At 62.4% G+C, this 25568-nt stretch carries 25 protein-coding genes and 1 riboswitch; of the genes, 16 read left to right on the top strand and 9 right to left on the bottom strand.

Annotated features, from left to right (window positions below):
- Window positions 1-39 precede the first annotated feature (39 nt).
- The 9 genes from mdcA to madM all read left to right on the top strand — a co-directional run bounded on the left by mdcA (window position 40) and on the right by madM (window position 7309).
- Window positions 40-1710 (top strand): malonate decarboxylase subunit alpha, encoded by a 1671-nt coding sequence (gene mdcA / locus LCU97_RS13360; RefSeq protein ID WP_053148214.1) that lies wholly within the window; start codon window positions 40-42, stop codon window positions 1708-1710.
- Window positions 1711-2586: a triphosphoribosyl-dephospho-CoA synthase gene (locus LCU97_RS13355; protein ID WP_053148212.1), complete on the top strand. Its 876-nt coding sequence runs from the start codon at window positions 1711-1713 to the stop codon at window positions 2584-2586.
- On the top strand, window positions 2586-2885 hold the full coding sequence (locus tag LCU97_RS13350; RefSeq protein WP_053148210.1) for a malonate decarboxylase subunit delta: 300 nt from the start codon (window positions 2586-2588) through the stop codon (window positions 2883-2885). The genes LCU97_RS13355 and LCU97_RS13350 overlap by 1 nt, the downstream gene beginning before the upstream one ends.
- Window positions 2878-3729 (top strand): biotin-independent malonate decarboxylase subunit beta, encoded by an 852-nt coding sequence (locus LCU97_RS13345; protein WP_232776761.1) that lies wholly within the window; start codon window positions 2878-2880, stop codon window positions 3727-3729. Before LCU97_RS13350 ends, LCU97_RS13345 begins: the two co-directional genes overlap by 8 nt.
- Window positions 3726-4529, top strand: coding sequence for a biotin-independent malonate decarboxylase subunit gamma (gene mdcE, locus LCU97_RS13340; protein WP_232776760.1), 804 nt, complete (start codon window positions 3726-3728; stop codon window positions 4527-4529). Before LCU97_RS13345 ends, mdcE begins: the two co-directional genes overlap by 4 nt.
- Window positions 4523-5146, top strand: a complete 624-nt coding sequence (locus tag LCU97_RS13335; protein ID WP_232776759.1) for a malonate decarboxylase holo-ACP synthase — start codon at window positions 4523-4525, stop codon at window positions 5144-5146. The genes mdcE and LCU97_RS13335 overlap by 7 nt, the downstream gene beginning before the upstream one ends.
- Window positions 5143-6060 (top strand): malonate decarboxylase subunit epsilon, encoded by a 918-nt coding sequence (gene mdcH / locus LCU97_RS13330; protein ID WP_232776758.1) that lies wholly within the window; start codon window positions 5143-5145, stop codon window positions 6058-6060. Before LCU97_RS13335 ends, mdcH begins: the two co-directional genes overlap by 4 nt.
- A 66-nt stretch (window positions 6061-6126) precedes the next feature.
- Window positions 6127-6543, top strand: coding sequence for a malonate transporter subunit MadL (madL, locus tag LCU97_RS13325; protein ID WP_053148200.1), 417 nt, complete (start codon window positions 6127-6129; stop codon window positions 6541-6543).
- 1 nt (window position 6544) lies between these two features.
- Entirely contained in the window at window positions 6545-7309 is a 765-nt protein-coding gene (gene madM / locus LCU97_RS13320) for a malonate transporter subunit MadM (RefSeq protein ID WP_053148198.1), read from the top strand.
- 128 nt (window positions 7310-7437) lie between these two features.
- Here the strand turns inward: madM and LCU97_RS13315 are convergent, their stop codons facing one another.
- Window positions 7438-8352 carry a LysR family transcriptional regulator gene (locus LCU97_RS13315; RefSeq protein WP_232776757.1) on the bottom strand — a complete coding sequence of 305 codons (915 nt, stop codon included), beginning with the start codon at window positions 8350-8352 and terminating at the stop codon, window positions 7438-7440.
- 131 nt (window positions 8353-8483) lie between these two features.
- On the opposite strand from LCU97_RS13315, the gene trhA reads away from it, so the two are divergent.
- Complete coding sequence (trhA, locus tag LCU97_RS13310; RefSeq protein ID WP_053148194.1) at window positions 8484-9101, top strand: PAQR family membrane homeostasis protein TrhA; 618 nt, start codon at window positions 8484-8486, stop codon at window positions 9099-9101.
- On the opposite strand, the gene LCU97_RS13305 is transcribed toward trhA, so the two are convergent.
- The gene (locus LCU97_RS13305; RefSeq protein WP_232776755.1) at window positions 9098-10006 is read right to left on the bottom strand and encodes a LysR family transcriptional regulator; all 909 of its coding nucleotides are present in this window, start codon (window positions 10004-10006) and stop codon (window positions 9098-9100) included. The genes trhA and LCU97_RS13305 overlap by 4 nt on opposite strands.
- A 105-nt stretch (window positions 10007-10111) precedes the next feature.
- Here LCU97_RS13305 and LCU97_RS13300 point away from each other — a divergent pair, with 105 nt between their 5' ends.
- On the top strand, window positions 10112-11353 hold the full coding sequence (locus LCU97_RS13300) for a D-amino acid dehydrogenase (protein WP_232776753.1): 1242 nt from the start codon (window positions 10112-10114) through the stop codon (window positions 11351-11353).
- Window positions 11354-11376: 23 nt separating this feature from the next.
- Window positions 11377-12279 (top strand): transporter substrate-binding domain-containing protein, encoded by a 903-nt coding sequence (locus LCU97_RS13295; protein WP_053148188.1) that lies wholly within the window; start codon window positions 11377-11379, stop codon window positions 12277-12279.
- Between the two features lie 33 nt (window positions 12280-12312).
- Here the strand turns inward: LCU97_RS13295 and LCU97_RS13290 are convergent, their stop codons facing one another.
- Entirely contained in the window at window positions 12313-13032 is a 720-nt protein-coding gene (locus tag LCU97_RS13290) for a 16S rRNA (uracil(1498)-N(3))-methyltransferase (RefSeq protein WP_232776750.1), read from the bottom strand.
- A 128-nt stretch (window positions 13033-13160) separates the two neighbouring features.
- A complete protein-coding gene (locus LCU97_RS13285) occupies window positions 13161-14567 on the bottom strand; it encodes an adenosylmethionine--8-amino-7-oxononanoate transaminase (RefSeq protein WP_232776748.1) in 1407 nt (468 codons plus the stop codon).
- Between the two features lie 227 nt (window positions 14568-14794).
- Here LCU97_RS13285 and LCU97_RS13280 point away from each other — a divergent pair, with 227 nt between their 5' ends.
- The 3 genes from LCU97_RS13280 to LCU97_RS13270 all read left to right on the top strand — a co-directional run bounded on the left by LCU97_RS13280 (window position 14795) and on the right by LCU97_RS13270 (window position 18058).
- Window positions 14795-16570, top strand: coding sequence for a flavin monoamine oxidase family protein (locus LCU97_RS13280; RefSeq protein ID WP_232776746.1), 1776 nt, complete (start codon window positions 14795-14797; stop codon window positions 16568-16570).
- A 307-nt stretch (window positions 16571-16877) separates the two neighbouring features.
- Window positions 16878-17429 carry a cytochrome b gene (locus LCU97_RS13275; protein ID WP_053148180.1) on the top strand — a complete coding sequence of 184 codons (552 nt, stop codon included), beginning with the start codon at window positions 16878-16880 and terminating at the stop codon, window positions 17427-17429.
- Window positions 17430-17461: 32 nt separating this feature from the next.
- A complete protein-coding gene (locus LCU97_RS13270; RefSeq protein ID WP_053148178.1) occupies window positions 17462-18058 on the top strand; it encodes a YceI family protein in 597 nt (198 codons plus the stop codon).
- Window positions 18059-18331: 273 nt separating this feature from the next.
- Here the strand turns inward: LCU97_RS13270 and LCU97_RS13265 are convergent, their stop codons facing one another.
- The 5 genes from LCU97_RS13265 to ahcY form a co-directional block, all read right to left on the bottom strand.
- Window positions 18332-20185, bottom strand: coding sequence for a DEAD/DEAH box helicase (locus tag LCU97_RS13265; RefSeq protein WP_232776743.1), 1854 nt, complete (start codon window positions 20183-20185; stop codon window positions 18332-18334).
- Between the two features lie 261 nt (window positions 20186-20446).
- Window positions 20447-21199 (bottom strand): substrate-binding periplasmic protein, encoded by a 753-nt coding sequence (locus LCU97_RS13260; protein WP_232776741.1) that lies wholly within the window; start codon window positions 21197-21199, stop codon window positions 20447-20449.
- A 55-nt stretch (window positions 21200-21254) separates the two neighbouring features.
- On the bottom strand, window positions 21255-22337 hold the full coding sequence (locus LCU97_RS13255; protein WP_232776739.1) for a hypothetical protein: 1083 nt from the start codon (window positions 22335-22337) through the stop codon (window positions 21255-21257).
- A gap of 80 nt (window positions 22338-22417) precedes the next feature.
- On the bottom strand, window positions 22418-23263 hold the full coding sequence (gene metF / locus LCU97_RS13250; protein ID WP_053155992.1) for a methylenetetrahydrofolate reductase [NAD(P)H]: 846 nt from the start codon (window positions 23261-23263) through the stop codon (window positions 22418-22420).
- Window positions 23264-23436: 173 nt separating this feature from the next.
- Entirely contained in the window at window positions 23437-24846 is a 1410-nt protein-coding gene (gene ahcY, locus LCU97_RS13245) for an adenosylhomocysteinase (RefSeq protein WP_053155995.1), read from the bottom strand.
- Window positions 24847-24869: 23 nt separating this feature from the next.
- Window positions 24870-24975, bottom strand: a riboswitch (S-adenosyl-L-homocysteine riboswitch).
- Between the two features lie 188 nt (window positions 24976-25163).
- Here ahcY and LCU97_RS13240 point away from each other — a divergent pair.
- Window positions 25164-25565, top strand: a complete 402-nt coding sequence (locus LCU97_RS13240; RefSeq protein ID WP_003206420.1) for an acyl-CoA thioesterase — start codon at window positions 25164-25166, stop codon at window positions 25563-25565.
- The last annotated feature ends 3 nt before the right edge of the window (window positions 25566-25568 follow it).

The following is a 25568-nucleotide window of genomic DNA, read 5'->3' as shown; positions in this document are numbered from 1 at the left end:
CTAAGGTAAGCCCCACGACAGCGAACCCGTGGAGTGGTCATGACAACAACAATATCCCCCGACTCGCGCTGGACGCGGCGGCGCAGCGAGAAGCAGCGGCGGCTCGAACTGGTGAAGGGGCTTGCCGACGGTGTGGTGTTGCCCACCGACAAAATCGTCGCGGCGCTGGAGGCGTTGATCCTGCCGGGTGACCGCGTGGTGCTGGAGGGCAATAACCAGAAGCAGGCGGATTTTCTGTCGCGCTCTCTGGCCAAGACCGACCCTTCTAAGTTGCACGACCTGCACATGATCATGCCCAGCGTCGGCCGTTCCGAGCACCTCGATCTGTTCGAGCGCGGTATCGCCCGCAAGCTGGACTTTTCCTTCGCCGGCACCCAGAGCCTGCGCATCAGCCAGTTGCTGGAGGACGGCCTGCTGGAAATCGGCGCGATCCACACCTACATCGAGCTCTACGCCCGGCTGGTGGTGGACTTGATCCCCAACGTGGTGCTCTCGGCCGGTTTCATGGCTGACCGGGCCGGCAACATCTACACCGGCCCCAGTACCGAAGACACCCCGGCATTGATCGAGCCGGCGGCCTTCAGCGACGGCATTGTCATTGTCCAGGTCAACCAGTTGGTGGACGACGTCAGCGACCTGCCGCGAGTCGACATCCCGGCATCCTGGGTGGATTTCGTGGTGGTGGCCGATAAGCCCTTCTACATCGAACCGCTGTTCACCCGTGATCCACGCCATATCAAGCCGGTGCATGTGTTGATGGCGATGATGGCGATCCGCGGGATCTATGAAAAACACAACGTTCAGTCCCTCAACCACGGCATCGGTTTCAACACCGCCGCCATCGAGCTGATCCTGCCGACCTACGGTGAATCCCTCGGCCTGAAGGGCAAGATCTGCCGTAATTGGACCCTCAATCCGCACCCGACCCTGATCCCGGCCATCGAAAGCGGCTGGGTCGAAAGCGTGCATTGCTTCGGCACCGAACTGGGCATGGAACGCTACATCGCCGCCCGGCCCGACGTGTTCTTCACCGGGCATGACGGCTCGCTGCGCTCCAATCGCATGGTCTGCCAACTGGCCGGGCAATACGCGGTGGACCTGTTCATCGGAGCCACGTTGCAAGTGGACGGCGACGGTCATTCCTCCACCGTTACCCGTGGCCGGCTGGCCGGTTTCGGGGGGGCGCCGAACATGGGCCATGATCCGCGCGGCCGGCGTCACGGCACGCCGGCCTGGCTCGACATGCGCCACGGCGATGGCGACGCACCACTGCTCGAGCGCGGCAAGAAACTGGTGGTGCAGATGGTCGAGACGTTCCAGGAAGGCGGCAAACCCACCTTCGTCGACACCCTCGATGCAGTGGATGTGGCGAAGAAAGCCGGCATGCCCCTGGCGCCGATCATGATCTATGGCGACGACGTCACCCATCTGCTCACCGAGGAAGGCATTGCCTACCTGTACAAGGCCCGCTCCCTGGAAGAGCGCCAGGCCATGATCGCGGCTGTGGCCGGCGTCACCGCCATCGGCCTGCGGCACAACCCGAAAGAGACGGCCCGCATGCGTCGTGAAGGTTTGATCGCCTTGCCCGAAGACCTCGGCATCCGCCGCACCGACGCCACCCGCGAATGGCTCGCCGCCAAAAGCGTGGCCGATCTGGTGGAGTGGTCCGGTGGCCTCTACAACCCCCCCGCCAAATTCAGGAGCTGGTAAATGCACGCACTCAACCGGCAACCCGACACGCTGTCCCTGGCCGAGCGCCTGGCGGACCTGGCAGTCGACGCGCTGATCGACGAAGCCGACCTGTCGCCCAAACCGGCCTTGGTGGACCGCCGTGGCAGCGGTGCCCATACCGATCTGCACCTGGGCCTGATGCACGCCTCGGCGCTGTCGCTGTGGCCGGCGTTCAAGGAAATGGCCGAGGCTGCCATCGATTACGCTGAAATCGGCCTGCCGCTGCGCGAAGCCCTCGGACGGATCGGCCGCGAAGGCGAAGCCACGATGCTTGCCACCACGGGCGGCGTGAACACGCACCGCGGCGCGATCTGGGCCTTGGGCCTGTTGGTCGCTGCCGCCGCGCTGGAACCTGAATCCAGCGTTGCGGGCGCCGTCACGTTGCGCGCAGCACGCCTGGCCTTGCTCGACGACCGCTACGCGCCAAGACCCTTGAGCCACGGCGCCCAGGTCGCCCAGCGTTACGGAGTGCGTGGTGCCCGTGAAGAAGCACAGCTGGCTTTCCCGGCCGTGACGGGCCTGGGCCTGCCGCAACTCAAGCGCAGTCGCGCAGCCGGGGCAGGGGAGCAGAACGCCCGGCTCGATGCCTTGCTGGCGATCATGACCACCCTGGCCGACACCTGCGTGCTGTATCGCGCCGGCGAAGCGGGCCTTAAGGCCATGCAACAAGGTGCCAGAGCCGTACTCGACGCTGGCGGCTGTGCGAGCCTCGGTGGTCGTCGCCAACTGCACGCGCTGGACCAACAACTGATTGCCTTAAACGCCTCGCCCGGCGGCGCTGCGGACCTGCTCGCCGCCTGCCTGCTGCTCGACCGTGTCGAGCGTGGCGATGGCTTCTTCCCAGGAGTGTGCTGATGGAAACCTTATCCTTTGAATTCCCCGCCGGGCAGCCGCCACGGGGCCGGGCGCTGGTGGGCTGTGTTGGCTCGGGCGACCTGGAAGTGCTGATCGAGCCCGGGCTGGCGGGCAAGTTGACCATCCAGGTGCAGACCTCGGTCAATGGCAGCGAGCAACGCTGGCAGCATCTCTTCGCCCGCATGTTTGACGGCCAGACGCCACCGGCGCTGGCGATTGATATCCACGATTTCGGCGCCACCCCCGGCGTGGTGCGCCTGCGCCTGGAACAGGGTTTCGAGGAGATCGGTCATGACTGACAGCACAACGCTTTTGAATAAACGCAGCTTCGTCGAGCTGGGCGCCCGGCAACGGGCCCAGGCCTTGCTCGATGACGGCTCATTCCGCGAGCTGCTCGATCCGTTCCAACGGGTCATGTCGCCGTGGCTGTCGCGCCAGGGCGTGGTGCCGCAAAGCGATGACGGCGTGGTGATCGCCAAGGGCACCCTAGATGGCCTGCCGGTGGTGATTGCCGCCATCGAAGGAGCGTTCCAGGGCGGCAGCCTCGGTGAAGTCGGCGGGGCGAAAATCGCCGGCGCCCTGGAGCTGGCCGCCGAAGACAATCGCAAAGCAATTCCGACCCGTGCCGTGCTGCTGCTGGAAACCGGCGGCGTGCGTTTGCAGGAAGCCAACCTCGGGTTGGCGGCCATCGCGGAAATCCACTCGGCCATCGTCGACCTGCGCCAGTATCAACCGGTGGTTGGCGTGGTGGCCGGGAGCGTCGGCTGCTTTGGCGGCATGTCCATCGCCGCCGGCCTGTGCAGTTACCTGTTGGTCACCCAGGAAGCGCGGCTGGGCCTGAACGGCCCGCAGGTGATCGAGCAGGAGGCCGGTATCGAGGAATATGACGCCCGGGACCGTCCGTTCATCTGGAGCCTGACCGGTGGCGAACAGCGTTTCGCCACTGGTCTGGTGGATCGCTATGCCAGTGATGACGTTGCACAGATTCGCCAGCAGGTCAGTCAGTTGCTGCACCTGGGCGTGCCCGCTGAGCATCGCAGTAGCCAGGCCGAACTGTTCCTGCGACGCCTGGGGCGGTTGGACACCGAGGCGCAAATCGAACCGGCAGCGGTTCGCCAGCTGTATCAGGGAGAACGCTCATGAGTTCGTATTCGTTGAGAGGCCTGCGCTGGTTCGAAGCGTTGAGCAACGGCGTCAGGCCGCTTCCAGGCCTGCCGGCTTCGTTGAAAGTGGCCGACACCCAATTGGGCGGACAAGACGTGCGCCTGTTGGCGGTGGTGGCCGATCCGGATAACCGTTTCCCTCGGGCGCGCAACGGTGAGGTTGGCTTGCTGGAAGGTTGGGGCTTGGCCAAGGCCGTGAACGATGCCATGGAAGCCGACCGTGATGCGCCGGTCAAGCGGCCGCTGATCGCCATCGTCGACGTTCCGAGCCAGGCCTATGGCCGTCGGGAAGAAGCCCTGGGCATCCATCAGGCACTGGCCGGGGCGGCGGACTGCTATGCCCGCGCCCGTCTGGGTGGACATCCGGTGATCGGCCTGCTGGTGGGCAAGGCGATGTCCGGTGCGTTCCTGGCCCATGGGTATCAAGCCAACCGTTTGATTGCGCTGCGCGACCCAGGGGTGATGGTCCACGCCATGGGCAAGGCTTCGGCGGCGCGGGTGACCCTGCGCAGTGTCGAGGCGCTGGAAGCCCTGGCCGCCAGCGTGCCGCCGATGGCCTATGACATCGACAGTTATGCCAGCCTTGGGCTGTTGTGGGAAACCCTGTCGGTGGAACGGATCGAGCAACCGTCGGCGGCGGACCTGGCGCGGGTCCACGAATGCCTCATCCAGGCCATCCGGGACGTCGAAACCGGTCCGCGGGACCTGCGCGGGCGGCTGGGCGCCGCCAATCGCATGGCCTCGAGCAAGGTTCGCCAATTGTTGAGAGCACAGTGGTGAACACGTTCCTGGCCCACGACCTGCTGTGGGGCATGACGCCGGAGCACTTGCCGGTGGACGCACCTGCGTGGGCGTACGAAGCCCTGGGTGCCGGTCAACCGGTGGTGGTCCGGCGCGCCACGACGGCAGCGAACCGTATCGCCGTCGGGGTTCGTGGACGCTTGCGTGAGCAGCGTTATGCCACAACGATGGCGAAGTCCGCGATTACCCGACGGGTCAGGCCGGAAGATCTCGGCCACGCTGTCTTGGTCCGCGATCTGCCAGCGCTGCACGCATTGGCCCGGCTGAGGCCGGTGCTCGATGGTTGCAGTTGGGTGTGGGGGGTCAGCGGCGCCGCCGGGTTCGAACTCGCCAGCGGCGTCGAAGCGTTGCATGAGCGCAGCGACCTCGACCTGATCCTGCGCATGCCGCATCCGCTGGATCGCGGTCATGCCCGTGAGCTGCTCGCGCAACTGGATGCGTCGGTGTGCGTGGTGGACATGCAGTTGCAAACGCCCCACGGTGCCGTCGCGTTGAGGGAGTGGGCCGGTCCGGCGCGCCGGGTGCTGCTCAAGGACAATCGGCAGGCGCGCCTGGTGTGCGATCCCTGGCAGCCGTCGCTGGAGCCGATGCCATGAAAATGTTCGTGTTCCCCGGCCAGGGTGCGCAGCGAGCGGGCATGCTCCGTGAGCTGGCACCGCAGATCCTGGAGGAAGCCAGCGAGGTGCTGGGTGAGGACGTGAAGCAACTGGACAGCGCTGAGGCGTTGCAATCGACCCGTGCGGTGCAGTTGTGCCTGTTGATCGCTGGCGTAGCGGCGTCCCGGCGCTTGCTGGAACAGGCGCCTGCGCCGGATTACGTGGCGGGGCTGTCCATCGGTGCGTATCCGGCGGCTGTGGTGGCGGGTGCGTTGGGGTTTGCCGATGCCTTGCGGCTGGTCAGCCTGCGGGGCGAATTGATGCAGCAGGCATATCCAAAAGGCTACGGCATGACCGCCATCATCGGCCTGGAGCTGGTGACGGTGGAGACGTTGCTGGCCCAGGTGCACAGTGATGCAACACCGGTCTACCTGGCCAACATCAATGCCGATAATCAGGTGGTTATCGCCGGCAGCGAAGAGGCCATGGCCATCGTCGCCGGACAGGCACGGAGCCAAGGCGCCGCGAAAGCGTGTCGGCTGGCCGTCAGCGTACCGTCCCATTGCCCGTTGCTGGAGGCTCCGGCGCGAACGCTCGCCGAGGCGTTCAGCGATGTGTCGTTGAAACTGCCTGGCCTGGGTTACCTCAGCGGCAGCCGTGCCCGGCCCGTGATGAGCACCGAGGCCCTGCGCGACGACCTGGCGTTCAATATGTGCCGCGTCGTCGATTGGCGCGGCACCGTGCAAAGCGCCTATGAGCGCGGCGTGCGCCTGCAGATCGAATTGCCGCCCGGAGCGGTGCTGACCGGGCTGGCCCGCCGGGTGTTCGAACAGGGCACCGTCATTGCGTTCGACGGTGCGCGGCTCGACACCTTGCAGGCCCTGTTGCGTGAGGAGGGAAGCCAACGACTCTAGACCACCGACTCAGGCTTCGAACGACAAAAACAACAATCCCGACGATGCATTTTGAGGACTACGACAATGATTATTTACGGTGTGGCACTGTTGGCGATCTGTACGCTGACAGGGGTGATCCTGGGCGACATGCTGGGCGTGCTGCTGGGGGTGAAGTCCAACGTCGGCGGAGTCGGCATTGCAATGATCCTGCTGATTTGCGCGCGCTTGTGGATGCACCGGCACGGCGGCATGACCAAGGATTGCGAGATGGGCGTCGCCTTCTGGGGCGCCATGTACATTCCGGTGGTGGTCGCGATGGCCGCGCAACAGAATGTTGTCACGGCCTTGCACGGCGGCCCGGTGGCTGTACTGGGGGCGATTGGCTCGGTGTTGCTGTGCGGCGTGACCATTGCGCTGATCAGCCGGACCCACAAGGGCGAACCCTTGCCCGACGAACCGACCGAAGTGACGCCCCTCGGCACGCCTGTAGGAGGTCGCTGATATGTGGGATCTCATCGAGAAAGGCTTGGAACATAACGGCCTGATCACGGCGTTCGCTTTCGTCGGCGTGATCATGTGGGTGTCGGTAGTGTTGTCCAAACGCCTGACCTTCGGACGCATTCACGGCTCGGCAATCGCCATCGTCATTGGCCTGGTGCTGGCCTGGGTGGGTGGAACCATGACCGGTGGGCAGAAAGGTCTGGCGGATCTGTCGCTGTTTTCCGGCATTGGCCTGATGGGCGGGGCCATGCTGCGTGACTTCGCCATTGTCGCCACGGCGTTCGAGGTCCAGGCTACCGAAGCGAAGAAGGCCGGGATGATTGGCGTCGTCGCGCTGTTGCTGGGCACGATCCTGCCCTTTATTGTCGGTGCGAGCGTGGCCTGGTCGTTCGGCTATCGCGATGCGGTGAGCATGACCACCATTGGCGCGGGCGCGGTGACTTATATCGTTGGGCCAGTGACCGGCGCGGCGATTGGTGCCACTTCCGATGTCATGGCGTTGTCGATTGCCACCGGGTTGATCAAGGCGATCCTGGTGATGGTCGGCACCCCTGTGGCGGCACGTTGGATGGGCCTGGACAATCCGCGTTCGGCCATGGTCTTCGGCGGGCTCGCCGGAACCGTGAGCGGGGTGACGGCCGGGTTGGCCGCGACGGATCGGCGACTGGTGCCGTACGGTGCGTTGACGGCAACGTTCCACACCGGGCTTGGCTGCCTGCTGGGGCCTTCGTTGCTGTTTTTCATTGTTCGCGGGATTGTTGGCTAGGTTCCGGCTGATGTTGCGCTTGTCATGACGCCATCGCGAGCAGGCTCGCTCCCACAGAGGGGCGGTGGTGCCCCTCCCTCCGCGGACATTGTGGGAGCGAGCCTGCTCGCGTTGAAGGCACCACCGTTTCAAACCTGGCGATTGGCATACATCCGGCATTCGGCAAGTAATGCCAGCAGGTTCGGATCGCGTTCCTTGGCCTTGAGGAACACCACGCCGATGTGCTGCTGCAACCGGTACTTTTCCTGCAATGGGATCAACTTCACCCGGTTTTCGTACACCGCCGCAATCCGCCCTGGCAGCAGGGCATAACCCACCCCCGAGCTGACCATGCTCAGCAGGGTGAAGATGTCGTTGACCTGCATCGCCACCTTCGGCTCGAACCCCGCTTGCCTGAATACTCTGATCCCGTCCTGATGCGTGGCGAAGCCCTGGGTCAGGGTGATGAACGTCTCGTCGCGCACCTCGGCCAGGTCGACTTCGGTCCGTTGGGCAAACGGCGAGTCTGCCGGTGTGGCGAGGAAAATGTCATCGGAAAACAGGGCGATGTGCTCGCAGTCCGGGTCGTTGACGCTGTCGTCCAGGGACACCAGGATCGCGTCGACTTCCATGTTCTTGAGCTTGTACAGCAAGTCGATGTTCGAACCCATGATCAGGTCGATGTTGAGTTCGCTGCGGCGGATTTTCAAACCCATGATCAGCTGCGGCACAGTCTTGACCGTCAGCGAATACAGCGAACCGAGCTTGAAGCGTTCGGCGGAGAACCCGGCGGCTTCGCGGGTCAGGCGCACGCTGTCGACCACGTCCTGGATCAGCCTTTGCGCTCGTTCTTCAAGCACGTAGGCACTCTCCAACGGCGTGAGGTTGCGTCCTTCGTGCTTGAACAACGGACAACGCAAGGCACTCTCCAGGGAATGGATGGCCCGATGCACGCTGACGTTGCTGGTCTGTAACTCGGCCGCCGCCCGCGCCAGGTTGCCGGTGCGCATGAAGGCCAGGAACACCTCGAGTTTCTTCAGGGTCAATTCTTCGTCGATCAGCATGGGCGGGGCTCTTGGTCGTGTCATCCGATTGTGCCCCAATACCTCTGGGAGACCTATCTTGTGGCAAACCATTGCACTTTGACGCGCCAGGCCCGAGCCTTGGCGCATGTTCGGGAATGTGAGGGGGATGGATGTACCACGGGGAACGACTCAATGCCTGGACCCATTTGGTCGGGGCGGTCGCAGCGTTTATCGGTGCGGTGTGGTTGCTGGTGATTGCGGGGATGGCCGGCGATCCGTGGAAGATCGTCAGCGTGGCGATCTATGGATTTACCTTGCTGGTGCTGTACAGCGCTTCGACCGTCTATCACAGCGTGCGCGGGCGCAAGAAAGCGATCATGCAGAAGGTCGACCACTTTTCGATCTACCTGCTCATTGCCGGGAGTTATACGCCGTTCTGCCTGGTGACGTTGCGCGGACCATGGGGCTGGACCTTGTTCGGGATTGTCTGGGGGCTGGCGCTGATCGGGATCCTGCAGGAGATCAAGCCGCGTTCCGAAGCACGGATCCTGTCGATCGTGATCTACGCCGTAATGGGCTGGATCGTGCTGGTGGCGGTCAAGCCTTTGCTGGCGGCGCTGGGCAGCGCCGGATTCGCCTGGCTGGCCTCGGGTGGTGTGTTGTACACCGTGGGTATCATCTTTTTTGCGCTTGATAAGCGACTGCGCCATGCCCATGGCATCTGGCATTTGTTCGTGATCGCCGGCAGCCTGCTGCATTTCGTGGCGATTCTGTTTTACGTTCTCTAGGTGGAAAGGCGATCCAGCTGCGCTTGTGCCCGCGAGGCGAAAATCTCCAGCAGCGCGCCCAGGGTGTGCACCGGCGCCTCGTTGGCGCGGGTCACGGCATAAAGGGATATGGGCAGCGGTGGCGACAGCGGTCGGATGGCCGTGCGGCTGGCCGAAGCGCCCAGCGCCGTGAACGGGTCGATCACCGCCAATCCGGCGCCGGACTCCACCATGGCCCGGGCCAGTGAGTAAGTCTGCACGGCGATGCTGACCCGCGGTGGCGGCTCCACGGACTCGAGGTAGCCGTCGAGCCTGGCGGACAGGGGGTCGGCACTGGACAAGCCGATCAGAGGCGCATTGGCCAGTGCCTGTAATGGCATCGGCGTGCCGACCGCCGCTTCGTCCCAATGCCCCTTCGGTGCCAACGCCACCAATACGCCGTTGGCCAGGGCCTGGGCCTTGAGTCCGGGATGCTCGGGCGGTTGCAACGTCAGGGCGACATCGATTTCGCGCATCAACAGGTTCTGGACCAGCTCGCGGCTATGGGCGCTGGACAATTCGCAGACGATGTCCGGGTGACGTTGGGTCCATTGATGAACGGCCTCAGGCAGCAGCGAGAGGGCCAGGGCCGGCGTCGCACCGATGCGCAGACGATGACCCGGCGCGCGGCGCAGGCTCTGGGCCAGCCGTCGCACGCCTTGCAGGCTTTCGCTGACCTTGTCCACTTCACGCTCCAGCGCCAACGCTTCGGGCGTGACCTGCAACTTACCGCGAACCCGCAGGAACAGGGCAAAGCCCAGTTGCTGCTCGGCATGCTGCAGCACCTTGGTCACCGCCGGCTGGGAGACATGCAGCAACTGCGCGGCACCACTGATGGAACCGGTCTGGCGGATCGCCTGGAAAACCTCGATGTGACGAAGGCGCATGGCAACTCCATAACCTTTGCTTATAGGCGGTGCATCTTTATTGATTGTTCAGTGGCTGTCACCTGCCCCTAATCTGAGGCCATTCGAAACAGGTGTGAGACGGACATGGCTCAGCGGGTTTGCATCATCGGTGGCGGCGTGGTCGGGTTGACGACGGCCTATGCGCTGGTGCGTGAGGGTATCGACGTGACGTTGCTGGAAGCCCGGGACACCCTGGGCAGCGAAACCAGTTTTGCCAATGGCGGCCAGTTGTCCTACCGCTACGTCGCTCCGCTGGCGGATGCCGGTGTGCCATGGCAGGCATTGGGCTGGATGCTGCGCGGTGATTCGCCACTCAAGTTGCGGCCACGCCTGGATCCGGCGCAGTGGCGCTGGATGGCCTCGTTCATCGGCGCGTGCCGGACGTCGATCAACCGACGTAACGGTGCTCATTTGTTGCGCCTGGCGTTGCTGAGCCAGTCTACCTTGCAGGATTGGCGTGAAGATGACCGCCTCGATGGCTTTGATTGGCGGCGCAACGGCAAACTGGTCACGTTCCGCGATGCCGGACATTTCGAACATGCCCGCAAGCGGGTGACCGATAGCTTCCATCAACAGGTGCTGGGCGCCGCCGAGTGCGTGGGCCTGGAACCGGCATTGAACGGCGTGCCCTACGTGGGCGGCATCTACACGCCGGATGAAGAAGTTGCCGACTGTCATGGCTTTTGCCAGCAATTGGCGGCCCGTTTGCGGGCCTCGGGCCGTTGCGAGTTCCTGATGGGGCGGACAGTGACCAGGATTCACCACGCCGACGGCCGGGTACGAGCGCTGGAGTCGGGTGGGCAGTTGTTACCCGTGGACAACCTCGTCATCGCGGCCGGCCACCGCAGTGCGGCCCTGGGACTGCCGGGGGTGCAAATGCCGCTGTATCCGCTCAAGGGCTATAGCCTGACGGCGCCCATCGGCGCTCGGCATCGAGCACCGGAGCTGAGCATCACCGACTATGACCGCAAAATCGTCTACGCCCGTATCGGTGAACAATGGCGGGTGGCGGCGATGGTGGACATCGTCGGCTTCGACCCGACGCCCGACCCTCGGCGCCTGGCCCTGATCAAGCGCCAGGCCCGGGAAACGTTTCCCCAGGCCGCGGATTACGAGCACGCCAGCGAATGGGCCGGCATGCGCCCGGCCACCCCCAGTGGCGTGCCGCTGATCGGTGCCACCCGCTACCCTAACCTGTGGCTCAATCTCGGCCACGGTGCGCTGGGCTTTACCCTGGCCTGCGGCAGCGCCCGCCTGCTCAGCGAACTGATCCGCCAGCGCGAACCGTCCATCGATCTGCGGGGCCTCGCGCCCCGTGCCGCCTGACCCACCCGCAACGGAGAATAACAATGCCAAAACACACGTTGATCGGCTGTACCCTGAGCCTGTTGTTGAGCTTCCAGGCCCACGCGACGCAAGAGCCCCTGACCGGCACCCTGGAGAAGATCGCCAGCAGTCGAAGCATTACTCTGGGTTATCGCGATGCATCGGTGCCGTTTTCCTACATCGGTGACGGCAGCGGTAAGCCGATGGGCTATTCGGTGGAGCTGGCGAACAAGGTCGTCGAGCGCATCAAGACTCAACTGGCGCTGCCGCAACTGGACGTGAAGTACAACCTGGTCACGTCCCAGACCCGCATCCCACTGGTGCAGAATGGCACCGTGGACCTGGAGTGCGGCTCCACCGGTGTGACCGCGGAGCGGCAGAAACAAGTGGCGTTCTCCTATGGCTTTATCTACGTGAAGGGCCAATTGCTGACGGCCAGGGACAGCGGCATCCACCGCTTTGCCGACTTGCGCGGTAAAAACGTGGTCACCACCGCCGGCACCACCAACGAACGTTTTCTGAAAAGCTACAACCAGGACAACAAGACCGACATGTTCGTCATCAGCGCCAAGGACCACGGCGAAGCCTTTCAGATGCTCGAAACGGGTCGGGCCGCGGCGTTCTACATGGACGATGCGCTGCTGTATGGCGAGCGGGCCAAGGCTCGTGACCCGCACAAGTGGGTGGTGGTAGGCGAAGAACAATCGCGGGAAATTTACAGTTGCATGGTGCGCAAGGATGATCCGCAATTCCTGGCGCTGGTCAACGCGACCCTGGGGGATTTGTACAAATCCGGGGAGATCAACGACATCTACGACCGCTGGTTCCAGAAACCGATTCCACCCAAGGGATTGAATCTGGAGTTCCCGATGACCACTGAGCTGAAGGCGATCATTGCCACGCCTGTGAGCGATCCGGTGCAGTAGCGGCTCCCACAAGGAAACGCTCGCATTCCAGCCTTAGAAATCCCCCCACAACTGCTGCGCCACCGCCAGGGCCACCACCGGCGCGGTCTCGGTGCGCAGCACGCGTGGGCCGAGACGGGCAGCGTGGTAGCCGACGGTCTTGGCTTGTTCGACTTCGGCGTCGGACAATCCGCCCTCGGGACCAATCAGGAACGCCAGAGTCGATGGCCGGGCATGGCTGACCAGCGGCTCGGCCACCGGGTGCAGGACCAGTTTCAGCTCGGCGTCGGTCTGCTTCAGCCAGTCGGCCAGCAGCAACGGCGGGTGAATCAGCGGCACGGTCGAGCGACCGCATTGCTCGCAGGCACTGATCGCCACCTGACGCCAATGCAACAGGCGTTTGTCGGCGCGTTCGTCCTTGAGGCGCACTTCGCAGCGGTCGCTGAATATCGGCGTGATCTCGCTGACGCCCAGCTCCGTGGCTTTCTGGATGGCCCAGTCCATGCGTTCGCCCCGGGACAGACCCTGGCCGAGGTGGATGTGCAGCGGCGATTGCGGTTGTCCGTCGAACTGCTCGTTCACCTGTACCCGCACATGTTTCTTGCCGACTTCGGCCAGGATACCCCTGAACTCCTGCCCCGAACCGTCGAATACCTGCACCGCATCCCCCTCGGCCATGCGCAGTACACGGCTGATGTAATGGGCCTGGGCCTCGGGCAGTTCGTGCTCGCCAAGACTCAGGGGGGTGTCGATGAAGAAGCGGGACAGTCTCATGCTGGATCTCTGTAAAAATGAAAATCTCGGGTAATGCCACCGGCCCCATCGCGGGCAAGCCTTGCTCCCACTAGGACAGTGGACTTGCTGTGGGAGCAAGGCTTGCCCGCGATGGCTGTTGCTCAGGCTCAGCCCGGATCGCGATAGCCCGGATGAAAATCTTCAGGCACCGCCACGCTGACCTTGTCCCGGGTGGCAATGTCGATGCCTTCGCTGGCCACTTCGGCCAGGAAGTCGATCTGCTCGGGCGTGATGACATACGGTGGCAGGAAGTACACCACACTGCCCAGTGGCCGTAACAACGCACCGCGTTCAAGGGCGTGCTGGAACACAGTCAGGCCGCGACGCTCCTGCCAGGGGTAGGCGGTCTTGCTGGCCTTGTCCTTGACCATCTCGATCGCCAGCACCATACCGGTCTGGCGCACTTCGGCCACGTTGGGGTGGTCGGCCAGGTGCGCGGTGGCGCTTGCCATGCGTGAGGCCAGGGCCTTGTTGTTTTCGATGACGTTGTCTTGCTCGAAGATGTCCAGCGTCGCCAACGCCGCCGCGCAAGCCAGCGGGTTGCCCGTATAGCTGTGGGAATGCAGGAAGGCGCGCAGGGTCGGGTAGTCGTCGTAGAACGCGTTGTAGACCTCATCGGTGGTCAGGCACGCCGCCAATGGCAGGTAGCCGCCGGTCAGGGCCTTGGACAGGCAGAGGAAATCCGGCGTGATACCGGCCTGTTCACAGGCGAACATCGTCCCGGTACGGCCGAACCCAACGGCGATTTCGTCGTGGATCAAGTGCACGCCGTAGCGGTCACAGGCCTCGCGCAGCAATTTCAGGTACACCGGGTGATACATGCGCATGCCACCGGCGCCCTGGATCAGCGGTTCGACAATCACCGCGGCCACGCTGTCGTGGTGCTCGGCGAGGGTCTGTTCCATGGCCGCGAAGATCGTGCGCGAGTGCTCTTCCCAGCTCACGCCCTCAGGGCGGTGATAGCAGTCGGGGCTTGGCACCTTGAGGGTGTCCAGCAGCAACGCCTTGTAGGTTTCGGTGAACAGCGGCACGTCGCCCACCGACATCGCGGCGATGGTTTCGCCGTGGTAGCTGTTGCTCAGGGTCACGAAGCGCTTCTTCTCGGGACGGCCGCGATTAACCCAGTAATGGAAGCTCATCTTCATCGCCACTTCGATACATGACGAGCCGTTGTCGGCGTAGAAGCAACGGGTCAGGCCTTCGGGCGTGATCTTGACCAGGCGTTCGGATAGCTCGATCACTGGTTGGTGGCTGAAGCCGGCGAGGATCACATGTTCCAACTGGTCGACCTGGTCCTTGATCCGCTGGTTGATGCGCGGGTTGGCATGACCGAACACATTGACCCACCAGGAGCTGACGGCGTCGAGGTAGCGCTTGCCCTCGAAGTCTTCCAGCCACACGCCTTCACCGCGCTTGATAGGGATCAGCGGCAGTCGTTCGTGATCTTTCATCTGGGTGCAGGGATGCCATAGCACCGCGAGATCGCGTTGCATCCACTGGTTATTCAGGCCCATGTACAGTCTCCTCGAGGCGGCTCGCGGCGGGCGCGGGCCAAACAATCGGGCAAGCCTATGCAATGGCGGCCCCGGGGACAACCCATTGTGTCGGTCCCCGCTACTTTGAGCCAGGCGATAGACGTCGCTGGCGGCGTTATGATGGCTGACGTATTCTTCGCCGTTCTCTGAGCCGGCTGGCTCGAAAGAACAGAAATTTCCCAGGTTTTTATTCCGGAGTTCGCAGAATGTCTGCTGGTTGGCTGCGCGCGTGTGCGCTGGTGGTGATAGGGCTGTTCAGCGTTACGGCGCTGGCGAAGGACAAGCAACCGACGGCCATCGTCATCGGTGGCGGCCTGGCGGGGCTCACGGCGGCCTACGAGTTGCAGAATAAAGGCTGGACGGTGACCCTGCTGGAGGCCAAGCCCAGCGTGGGCGGCCGTTCGGGCATGGCCACCAGTGAGTGGATCGGCAATGAAAAGACTCAGCCGGTGCTGAATAAATACGTCTCTACTTTCAAGCTGGGCACCACGCCGGCGCCGGAATTCGTGCGCACCCCCAGCTATCTGATTGACGGCACCTACTTCACCGCCGCCGACCTGACCACTAAGCAGCCGGCCACCGCCGAAGCGCTCAAGCGCTACGAAACCACCCTGGACGAGCTGGCGCGTTCCATCGAGGACCCGCTGAATCCGACGGCCACCAGCACGCTGCACGCGCTGGACCAGATGACCGTATCCGCCTGGCTGGACCGCTTGCAGCTTCCGGCCACTGCGCGGCAACTGGTGAATCAGGAAATTCGTACCCGTTACGACGAACCTTCGCGTCTGTCGCTGCTGTATTTCGCACAGCAGAACCGGGTCAATCGTGGAGTGTCCGACCGCGACCTGCGGGCTTCGCGCCTGCTTGGTGGTAGCCAGGTGCTGGCCCAGGCCTTCCTCAAGCAATTGAAAACCATCAAGACCGACTCGCCGGTGTCGGCCATTTCCCAGGACAAGGACGGTGTGACCGTCAAGGTCGGCAGCGTGGGCTATCAGGCCGATTACGTGGTGTTGGCCGTGCCGCTGCGCGCGCTGAACAAGATTCAACTGACACCGGCCCTGGACGCCCAGCACCAGGCCGCGATAAAGGGCACCAACTACGGCTGGCGCGACCAGATCATGCTCAAGTTCAAGACCCCGGTCTGGGACAGCAAGGCGCGCATGTCGGGTGAGATCTTCAGCAATACCGGCCTGGGCATGATGTGGATCGAACCGGCCCTCAAAGGTGGCGCCAATGTCATCATCAACCTTTCAGGGGATAACGCCCGGGTGATGCAGGCCTTTGGCGACAAACAAATGGTCGATCAGGTGCTGATCCGCCTGCACGCGTTTTATCCACAGGCCCGTGGCGCGTTTACCGGTTACGAAATCCGTCGCTATAGCACCGACCCGTCCACCGGCGGTTCCTACCTGGCCTTCGGCCCGGGCCAGATCAGCAAATTCTGGCGCCTGTGGGAAAAGCCGCTGCAGCGTGTAGCCTTTGCCGGTGAACACACCGACGCCTTGTATCCAGGCACTCTGGAAGGCGCGCTGCGCAGCGGTCAGCGTGCTGCCAGCCAAGTGCAAGACCTGGCGGCGGGCAAGTCGTTCGAGCCGCCCAAGGTCGTTCCGGCTGCAACGGCAGCAGCTGCCGGTGCGGTCGCGGCGAAGAAGGGCAACTTTTTCACCAACCTGTTTGGCGGTTCGGATGACGCCAAGCAGCCTGAGCCGGTCAAGGCTCCAGAACCGGTGGCTCCGCCAGCACCGACGCCCGCTCCGGCGCCAACTCCGGCGCCGGCACCCGCACCGGTAGAAGCGCCGAAACCTGTGGCGCCGGTAAAAGCCGAGCCTGCCAAGAAGGCACCAGCGAAGAAACCGGCCACCAAGACCCCGGCGAAAAAGACGCCGGCCAAGGCTCCGACAAAAAAGGCCGAACCGGCGAAGAAGCCAGCAGCCAAGCCGGCAGCATCCACACCGGCAGCCACTGAGACCAAAACTCAGTAAAACAGGTGTTACAAAAAAAGCGCGGCGAGTCAGCCGCGTTTTTTTTGTCTGGAAAAACCCTTCGCGAGCAGGCTGCTCCCACATGGGACTGTGGTGACCGCGCCGAATGCGATTCTTGGGCGAGCTTGCTCGCGATGAGGGGCGCTGTGATCCTGATTATCACAGGTTGTATTTCGTTTTAATCTTTCCTTAACCGACCCCAACCAAACTGATGATCGTATTTCTCGATATTTCAAAGCGAAATTTTCCGCTTTAATTCGATAGATAACTCGCTAGTCTTGATCGCAGTTTTTACAGGATATGAGCAATGCAGCTACGCAACTCTTCTTCCCGCTATGGCTGGGTCAGTATCGTGATGCACTGGGGCGTTGCGCTGGTGGTGTACGGGCTGTTTGCGCTGGGCTTGTGGATGGTCGGCCTGGACTACTACAGCAGCTGGCGCAAAGATGCGCCGGACCTGCACAAGAGCATCGGCCTGGTGTTGCTGGCGGTGATGTTGCTGCGGGTGATCTGGCGCTTCGTCAGCCCGCCGCCACCGACCCTGGCCACCTACGGTCGCCTGACCCGCGTCGGTGCCAAGCTTGGCCATAGCGCGCTGTATTTCGGCCTTTTCGCCGTAATGATCGCCGGTTACCTGATTTCCACCGCAGACGGTGTCGGGATACCGGTGTTTGGTTTGTTCGAAGTCCCCGCGCTGGTGTCCGGACTGCCCGACCAGGCAGACGTCGCCGGCGAGATTCACCTGTACCTCGCCTGGGCGCTGGTAATTTTTTCCGGCCTCCATGCGTTGGCAGCATTGAAACACCACTTTATCGACCGTGACGCGACCCTCAAGCGAATGCTGGGGCGCCAAGCCTGATGTTCAACCTCGACTCCAAAGGAATAGAAAGCATGTTGAAAAAGACGCTCGCCGCCCTGGCAATCGGTTCCGCCCTGCTGACGGCTGGTCAGGCCATGGCTGCCGACTATGTGGTCGACAAGGAAGGCCAGCACGCCTTCGTCGACTTCAAGATCAGCCACCTGGGCTACAGCTACATCACCGGTACCTTCAAGGATATCGACGGCAAGTTCAGCTTCGACGCGGCCAAGCCGGAAGACAGCAAGATCGAATTCAACGTTCGCACCGCCAGCGTGTTCACCAACCACGCCGAGCGTGACAAGCACATCGCCAGCGGTGACTTCCTGAACGTGAGCAAGTTCGCCGACGCCAAGTTCGTTTCCACCAGCGTCAAGCCCACCGGCAAGAACGCCGATGGCAAGGAAACGGCTGATGTAGCCGGTAACCTGACCCTGCTGGGCGTCACCAAGCCGATTGTGGTCAAGGCCACGTTCCTGGGTGAAGGCAAAGACCCATGGGGCGGCTACCGTGCTGGCTTCGAAGGTACGACCAGCATCAAGCGTTCCGATTTCGGCAAACAGAAAGACCTGGGCCCATCGTCCGATGTGGTTGAGCTGTATGTGACCTTTGAAGGTGTCAAAGCGAAGTAATTTTCGCGCCTGACAAAAAAACGCCCCCGGCCTTACGGTCGAGGGCGTTTTTTTATTGCTGTATGAATAAGGTACAGCCAACCCCGAACCCCTGTGGGAGCGAGCCTGCTCGCGATAGCGTCGGATCAGCCAACAGAGATGTTCATCCATGCGCCGCCATCGCGAGCAGGCTCGCTCCCACATCAGGAATGTGTCCCATAGGGATATATGGGCTGTTCCAATAAAAATGCCCCTGATCGCGGGATCAGGGGCATTTTCTACGGCTTGGAAAACTCAGCGATTGCGGGTCAGCAGCGCTGGTTTCTCGCCCCGTGGGCGGCTGGGCAGTTGATCCAGCTGTTCAGGCGTCGGGAAACGATCGAGCTTCGATTCCTTGTGCATGATTTTCGGCTGGTTGCCGCGTGGGCTCTGCACTGCTGGTTCCTGGCGCGCCTGGTCGTCACGGGCCGGGCGGCGAGGGCGGGAGTCCTCGCGGCGAGCCTGACCGTCACGAGCGCCACCGCTACGTGGACCACTGCGCTTGCCCGATGGGCTGCCGTTGGCGGAGCCGCCGCCGTTGCGCGGGCCATTCTGACGACCCTGGGACTGACCACCGCGCGGAGCACCCGAGCCCTGGGCCGGGGCGCCTGGACGGCGACCGCGACCTTGAGAGGGTTTCTGCTGTGGCACGTAATCGACGCGGTTGCCAAAGTTGTCGATATCGTCGTCCAGGAACTCATCCGGGGCGCGATCGGCGGGAGGGCGAGGAGGTGTCTGGCGCTGCGCTTCGCGGGCCGGGGTACCTTCGCGAGGCTTGTGTTCACGGGCCGGACGTTCGCCACGGCCGTTGCCGGCCGGTTTTTCCTTACCCTTGTCCTTGCCTTTGTCCTTGCGACCGCCGCCGCTGCCGTTCGGGCCGTCGCCGCGTGGGCCACGGGCATTGCGTGGGTTACGCACGTCCGGACGCTCACGCACTTCAGGCTTTTCGGCCTCGATCGTGCTGGCATCGAAGCCCATCGGATCGCCGTCCGGGATCTTCTGCTTGGTCATGCGCTCGATGCTTTTGAGCAGCTTCTCTTCATCCGGCGCGACCAGCGAGATTGCCTCGCCCGAACGACCGGCCCGGCCGGTACGGCCGATACGGTGTACGTAGTCTTCGTCGACGTTCGGCAGCTCGAAGTTGACCACGTGGGGCAACTGGTCGATGTCCAGGCCGCGGGCGGCGATGTCGGTGGCAACCAGGATGCGCATCTCACCGGCCTTGAAGTCGGCCAGGGCTTTGGTACGGGCGTTCTGGCTCTTGTTGCCGTGGATCGCGACGGCCGGCAGGCCGTGCTTGTCCAGGTACTCGGCCAGGCGATTGGCGCCGTGCTTGGTACGGGTGAACACCAGAACCTGTTCCCAGGCACCCGTGGTGATCAGGTGTGCCAGTAACGCACGCTTGTGGCTGGCCGGCAGGCGGAATACACGCTGTTCGATACGTTCGACCGTGGTGTTCGGCGGCGTGACTTCGATGCGTTCCGGGTTGTGCAGCAGTTTGCTGGCCAGGTCGGTGATGTCCTTGGAGAACGTCGCCGAAAACAGCAGGTTCTGGCGCTTGGCGGGCAGGCGGGCCAGGACTTTCTTCACGTCATGGACAAAGCCCATGTCCAGCATGCGATCGGCTTCGTCCAGCACGAGGATCTCGACGTGGGACAGATCGACGCTGCCTTGACCGGCCAGATCCAGCAGGCGACCCGGGCAGGCCACCAGCACGTCGACGCCACGGGCCATGGCCTGGACCTGAGGGTTCATGCCGACGCCGCCGAAAATGCAGGCGCTGACGAATTTCAGGTCGCGAGCGTAGACCTTGAAGCTCTCGTGCACCTGGGCGGCCAGTTCGCGGGTTGGCGTCAGGACCAGTACGCGCGGCTGGCGCGGGCCGTGACGCTGGGATTTGTCCGGGTGACCGTTGGGGAATAGCCGCTCCAGGATCGGAAGGGCGAAACCGCCAGTCTTACCAGTACCTGTCTGTGCTGCGACCATCAGATCGCGACCTTGCAACACGGCGGGGATGGCCCGCTGTTGCACCGGGGTAGGCTCGGTGTAGCCGGCGGCTTCGATGGCGCCGACTAAAGCCTCGGAGAGACCGAGGGAAGCAAAGGACATGAGTAATCCTGTTTTAGTGAGGGCCTGGCCCAAGGGATGTCTTGCCTGGCGCGAATGACGTTCAACAAGACGTCATCCCGTCCGGTCCTGCCGGGTCTGGAAGGCGGGGCCGGACAAGGCTCGCGCGGGCTGAAAGCTGCGCTGTAGCGGTGTCGGGGTGCCTTTTGCAAGACCGGGCGTCCGGGCGTGAGCCTGGCGGGAAGGGGCGAGTATAACAGAGCAATCGCCTTGCGTTGCTTTCCTGCTGCTCAACGGCTGATTTCAGCGTCGCGCCGATGGGGCGCTGTCATAGCGAGCGCTCAGCTCGGCATAGGCTGGTTCACGTTTGAACCGTTTGAGTTCGGCGCTGAAGCGTTGTGCCAGCAAATCCATTCCGGCCTTGCGTCGTACCGCCAGATATTGGCTCTGGCGGCTCACAACCGTCGGGTTTTCGGTGATCTGGTCGTCCAGTTGCATCTGTTTGAGCAATTGCCGGCCCACTCGTCGATCGGTGATGAGCAGGTCGATCCGACCCAGTTGCAGCTTGCCGAAGTTGGCTTCATGGGTGGGCGCCGTTTCGCGCTTGAACAAGGTCGATTCCCGGAAGGCCTGGCTGTACAGGTAGCCGGGGGATGTACCGACGGTCAGGCCGTTCAGGTCGTCGAGCGTGCGAAACGGATGGGGCCGTGCGTTGGCATGGAACAGCACGAATTCGACTTCCGACAACGGTTCGCTGGGGTAGAGCAGCAGGGCTTCGCGCTCGTCGCTGCGAAAGATATCCAGAGCCCCATCCGCCAGGCCTTGCTCCAGCATCGCAAGGCAACGTTTCCAAGGCAGGAGCTGCCATTCGACATCGATTCCCAACCGCTTGAAGACAATGACCGCGGTTTCGTAGTCAAGGCCCATGATCTTGCCGCCTTCCTCGTAAACGTAAGGTGCCCAGGGCTCGGTGACGATGCGCAACTTCTCGGCCCGGGCAGCCATGCTCAGGCACAAGAGAAGAAAGACAGTCAGTAACCGGGCAATGATGGGCATGGCCGGAGGTTACGACGAGTGCACTACAAATAGCCAGAGCGCTCTGGCTTGCGGTTCAGTTGCTTTTTGCCTGCATCAGGTGCTGGTAGATCGCTTCGCGCCGCCGGCCCAATACCAGGCGGATCAACGGGTGGTTGAGCCAGCGTTTGAGTTCATGATCTTCCAACGGTTTTTTCAGGCGGTGCTCAACGTTTTCCAGGGCCTTTTCCCACCAGACCGGGGCGCAAGCCTGGTCGAACTGATTGGCGTGGCGATAGCAACCGTAGAGAATTTCGCGCATGAACTGCCGCTTTTGACCCGGCAATGCCACAGTGACGAGCTTATAGAGCAGGCGCTGCATGGTTGGGGGACGGGGAAGGGTTGCGGTGACCTGCCGTGTTTCATCCAGGGCTCGCTGACATACAGGCGCAGCATGGTGTTTATCGAGCCACGCCTTTGTCTTGGCGCGGAACAGCTGCTTGCGGCTCCAGTAGTGATGGATCAGGTCCGGACACTCGCGTACCTGCGCTTGGCGATAGGCCGCCACTGACAGGCAGAACTCTTCCAGGGTGTAGGCACCTTTTGCCATTGGATAAAACTCATCCATCAGGGCGATGGAGCGGTCCAGCACGTGCGCATCGCTGCAATGCATGCCGATCACTCCGGAGTTGAGCAAGGGCATGTCATCGTCCGCCAGGTGCCGTTGCCGCAGGGCTTGCGACAGGGTCACGTAAAGCTCGGCGTCCTTGTTGGCGCCATAGTTCAGAGTGATTGCGTTACAGAGCAGCGTACCTGGCTGGACGCGCCGGAACAGCTCCAGGGGCGAGCAATGGAAGAAGGTATCGGTATCGATCAGCAGGGCCAGTTCAGCTTCTTCGAGTACCTTCTGCATGACCACATGCTTGGCGCGAAAGTGATAGCCGTAGGGCTGGATCCAGGTTTGGCGGGTTTCGTTGTCCAGGGCGCGCAAGCGCACCGGCAGCCCGGTGTAAGGCATCGGGTTGTCGGTAAATACCTGGATGTCCAGCTTTTCATCCGGCGTCTCGCGCAGGCCGGCGATGGCACTGGCGATGCTGAATACTGCTTCCTGGTGATAGGTCTCGGCCCCGTAGACCAGATAAATGAGTTGTGGGGTCGTTGACCTTTGACCGTTTGGCATCGGCTGCAATCCTTGGTGTTCTCGGATAGTAAAAAGGCCTTGGTTTTCGCCAAGGCCTTGATCTACCACCACATTAAGCGTTAACGCGGCAGCTTGAGGTTGTTCCAGACCGCAAGGCTGGGCTCGGCCTGATTCAGGGTATAGAAATGCAGCCCTGGTGCACCACCCTGCAACAAACGCTCACACATTTGTGTGATGACCTCTTCACCGAAGCGCTGGATGCTGGTGGAGTCATCGCCATAGGCCTCCAGTTGCTTGCGGATCCAACGCGGGATCTCGGCACCGCAGGCGTCGGAGAAGCGCGCCAGCTTGCTGTAGTTGGTGATCGGCATGATTCCCGGTACGACAGGAATGTCCACACCCAGCCTGCGCACACGCTCGACGAAGTAGAAATAGCTGTCGGCGTTGAAGAAATACTGGGTGATGGCACTGTTCGCGCCAGCGTTGGCCTTGCGTACGAAATTGAGGAGATCATCTTCGAAATTGCGCGCCTGGGGGTGCATTTCCGGATAGGCGGCTACTTCAATGTGGAAATGATCGCCGGTTTCCTCGCGAATGAAACTCACCAGGTCATTGGCGTGGCGCAGCTCACCGCTGGCCATGCCCATGCCCGACGGCAGGTCACCGCGCAGGGCAACGATGCGCTGGATGCCGGCGGCCTTGTAACGGGTCAGGAGGTTGCGCAGATCGTCCTTGCTGTCACCCACGCAGGACAAGTGCGGAGCGGCGGGAATTTTGACCTCGCTTTCCAGCTGCAGCACGGTGTTCAGGGTGCGGTCACGGGTCGAACCACCAGCACCATAGGTGCAGGAGAAGAAGTCGGGGTTGTAGCTGGCCAGCTGACGAGCAGTGGCGATCAGTTTTTCATGTCCAGCATCGGTCTTGGTCGGGAAGAACTCGAAACTGTAGCGACGGTCTTGGGACATGGAGGGCCTCCAGCTGCGAGCTTCAAGCCACAAGCGTTCGGTATGCCGATTCTTGTGCTTGGCTTGTAACCCGCGGCTGCGTAATAGCGATGAAGAGGTAAGCCCCAAGCTTCAATCGCAAGTAAACAAACAGCTTTTACTTGCAGCTTGAAGCTCAAGGCTTGCAGCTGCTGTCAGTACCGGTAGGCGTGCGGCTTGAACGGGCCTTCGACGGTGACGCCGATGTAGTCAGCCTGTTGCTTGGTCAGCTTGGTGACCACACCGCCGAAACCGCGGACCATTTCCAGGGCCACTTCTTCGTCGAGTTTCTTGGGCAGTACTTCCACGGTCAGGCGCTCGGCCTTCTGAGCCGGTGGCAGGTCGGCGTATTTCTGGCCGAACAGGAAGATCTGGGCCAGGACCTGGTTGGCGAACGAACCGTCCATGATGCGGCTTGGGTGACCGGTGGCGTTGCCCAGGTTCACCAGGCGGCCTTCGGCCAGCAGGATCAGGTAGTCATCGTTCTGTGGGTCGAAGCTGCCAGCGCCAGTGCGGTGAACCTTGTGGACCTGTGGCTTCACTTCTTCCCACGCCCAGTTCTTGCGCATGAAAGCCGTGTCGATTTCATTGTCGAAGTGGCCGATGTTGCAGACCACGGCGCGCTTCTTCAGGGCCTTGAGCATGTTGGCGTCGCAGACATTGACGTTGCCGGTGGTGGTCACGATCAGGTCGATCTTGCCCAGCAGTGCCTTGTCGATGCTGGCTTCGGAGCCGTCGTTGTTACCATCGATGAACGGCGAAACCACCTCGAAGCCGTCCATGCAGGCCTGCATGGCGCAGATCGGGTCGACTTCGGACACCTTGACGATCATGCCTTCCTGGCGCAGGGACTGGGCCGAACCCTTGCCCACGTCGCCGTAGCCGATCACCAGGGCCTGCTTGCCCGACAGCAGGTGGTCGGTGCCGCGCTTGATGGCGTCGTTCAGACTGTGACGGCAGCCGTACTTGTTGTCGTTTTTGCTCTTGGTCACCGAGTCGTTGACGTTGATGGCCGGGATCTTCAGCTCGCCCTTGGCCAGCATGTCCAGCAGGCGGTGCACGCCGGTAGTGGTTTCCTCGGTCACGCCGTGGACCTTGTCCAGCACGGCCGGGTATTTCTTGTGCAGCAGCTCGGTCAGGTCGCCGCCATCGTCGAGAACCATGTTGGTGTCCCATGGCTGGCCATCCTTGAGGATGGTCTGCTCCAGGCACCATTCATATTCCTGCTCGGTCTCGCCTTTCCAGGCAAATACCGGGATACCGGCGGCGGCGATGGCGGCAGCGGCCTGGTCCTGGGTCGAGAAGATGTTGCAGGACGACCAGCGCACTTCGGCACCCAGGGCAACCAGGGTTTCGATCAGCACGGCAGTCTGGATGGTCATGTGGATGCAGCCAAGGATCTTCGCACCCTTGAGCGGTTGCTCGCCGGCGTATTTGCGACGCAGACCCATCAGGGCAGGCATTTCGGATTCGGCGATGATGATCTCGCGACGGCCCCAGGCAGCCAGGGACATGTCGGCGACTTTGTAATCGGTAAAAGCGGCAGGCGTGATGACAGCGCTCATGAAGAGCCTCCATTCGTAATGTATGCGAATGGGCGCCGTTGTGCGTTTAGTGTCCGTGCGGGTAACCCGTACGAACAACGCCCCATCCGAGCCTGACAGGTCGAGCCTGCTGCAGCGCCCCTCGGACAGGTGGCGGGAACGGCCCTATGGGATGGCCGGATAAAACGGGCCGATTATAACGGGCTAATCGGATCTTCCAAAGGGTTTCTGTCGGCAAATCAAAAATGCCGATGGACGTTATTGAAACAGCGACGTAGAGCCTGCCCGCCGGGTCTGCCATGATGCGGCTATTCAGCGGTCGATACTCAGGAGTGATCATGAATTTCCACACCCGCAAATGGGTCAAGCCCGAAGATCTCAACCCCAATGGCACGCTGTTCGGTGGCAGCCTGTTGCGCTGGATCGACGAAGAGGCGGCGATCTATGCCATCGTCCAGCTCGGCAACCAGCGTGTGGTGACTAAATACATCTCCGAGATCAATTTCGTCAGCGCCTCTCGCCAGGGCGACATCATCGAGCTGGGTATCACCGCCACCGAGTTCGGCCGCACCTCCATCACCCTGACCTGCGAAGTGCGCAACAAAATCACCCGCAAGAGCATCCTGACCGTCGAGAAGATGGTCTTCGTCAATCTCGGCGAAGATGGCTTGCCAGCGCCCCATGGCCGGACCGAGATCAAGTACGTCAAGGATCAGTTCAAGGATGCTGTAGTCGAGTGAGGG

It is taken from the genome of Pseudomonas uvaldensis (assembly GCF_021271205.1).
Taxonomy (GTDB): Bacteria; Pseudomonadota; Gammaproteobacteria; order Pseudomonadales; family Pseudomonadaceae; genus Aquipseudomonas; species Aquipseudomonas uvaldensis.
This window is presented reverse-complemented; position numbering and strand designations above follow the sequence as displayed.

Bases quoted from the DNA above. Each gene is read 5' to 3' on its own strand.
- mdcA (WP_053148214.1), top strand. From the start codon at position 40: ATGACAACAACAATATCCCCCGACTCGCGCTGGACGCGGCGGCGCAGC.
- LCU97_RS13355 (WP_053148212.1), top strand. From the start codon at position 1,711: ATGCACGCACTCAACCGGCAACCCGACACGCTGTCCCTGGCCGAGCGC.
- LCU97_RS13350 (WP_053148210.1), top strand. From the start codon at position 2,586: ATGGAAACCTTATCCTTTGAATTCCCCGCCGGGCAGCCGCCACGGGGC.
- LCU97_RS13345 (WP_232776761.1), top strand. From the start codon at position 2,878: ATGACTGACAGCACAACGCTTTTGAATAAACGCAGCTTCGTCGAGCTG.
- mdcE (WP_232776760.1), top strand. From the start codon at position 3,726: ATGAGTTCGTATTCGTTGAGAGGCCTGCGCTGGTTCGAAGCGTTGAGC.
- mdcH (WP_232776758.1), top strand. From the start codon at position 5,143: ATGAAAATGTTCGTGTTCCCCGGCCAGGGTGCGCAGCGAGCGGGCATG.
- madL (WP_053148200.1), top strand. From the start codon at position 6,127: ATGATTATTTACGGTGTGGCACTGTTGGCGATCTGTACGCTGACAGGG.
- madM (WP_053148198.1), top strand. From the start codon at position 6,545: ATGTGGGATCTCATCGAGAAAGGCTTGGAACATAACGGCCTGATCACG.
- LCU97_RS13315 (WP_232776757.1), bottom strand. From the start codon at position 8,352: ATGCTGATCGACGAAGAATTGACCCTGAAGAAACTCGAGGTGTTCCTG.
- trhA (WP_053148194.1), top strand. From the start codon at position 8,484: ATGTACCACGGGGAACGACTCAATGCCTGGACCCATTTGGTCGGGGCG.
- LCU97_RS13305 (WP_232776755.1), bottom strand. From the start codon at position 10,006: ATGCGCCTTCGTCACATCGAGGTTTTCCAGGCGATCCGCCAGACCGGT.
- LCU97_RS13300 (WP_232776753.1), top strand. From the start codon at position 10,112: ATGGCTCAGCGGGTTTGCATCATCGGTGGCGGCGTGGTCGGGTTGACG.
- LCU97_RS13295 (WP_053148188.1), top strand. From the start codon at position 11,377: ATGCCAAAACACACGTTGATCGGCTGTACCCTGAGCCTGTTGTTGAGC.
- LCU97_RS13290 (WP_232776750.1), bottom strand. From the start codon at position 13,032: ATGAGACTGTCCCGCTTCTTCATCGACACCCCCCTGAGTCTTGGCGAG.
- LCU97_RS13285 (WP_232776748.1), bottom strand. From the start codon at position 14,567: ATGGGCCTGAATAACCAGTGGATGCAACGCGATCTCGCGGTGCTATGG.
- LCU97_RS13280 (WP_232776746.1), top strand. From the start codon at position 14,795: ATGTCTGCTGGTTGGCTGCGCGCGTGTGCGCTGGTGGTGATAGGGCTG.
- LCU97_RS13275 (WP_053148180.1), top strand. From the start codon at position 16,878: ATGCAGCTACGCAACTCTTCTTCCCGCTATGGCTGGGTCAGTATCGTG.
- LCU97_RS13270 (WP_053148178.1), top strand. From the start codon at position 17,462: ATGTTGAAAAAGACGCTCGCCGCCCTGGCAATCGGTTCCGCCCTGCTG.
- LCU97_RS13265 (WP_232776743.1), bottom strand. From the start codon at position 20,185: ATGTCCTTTGCTTCCCTCGGTCTCTCCGAGGCTTTAGTCGGCGCCATC.
- LCU97_RS13260 (WP_232776741.1), bottom strand. From the start codon at position 21,199: ATGCCCATCATTGCCCGGTTACTGACTGTCTTTCTTCTCTTGTGCCTG.
- LCU97_RS13255 (WP_232776739.1), bottom strand. From the start codon at position 22,337: ATGCCAAACGGTCAAAGGTCAACGACCCCACAACTCATTTATCTGGTC.
- metF (WP_053155992.1), bottom strand. From the start codon at position 23,263: ATGTCCCAAGACCGTCGCTACAGTTTCGAGTTCTTCCCGACCAAGACC.
- ahcY (WP_053155995.1), bottom strand. From the start codon at position 24,846: ATGAGCGCTGTCATCACGCCTGCCGCTTTTACCGATTACAAAGTCGCC.
- LCU97_RS13240 (WP_003206420.1), top strand. From the start codon at position 25,164: ATGAATTTCCACACCCGCAAATGGGTCAAGCCCGAAGATCTCAACCCC.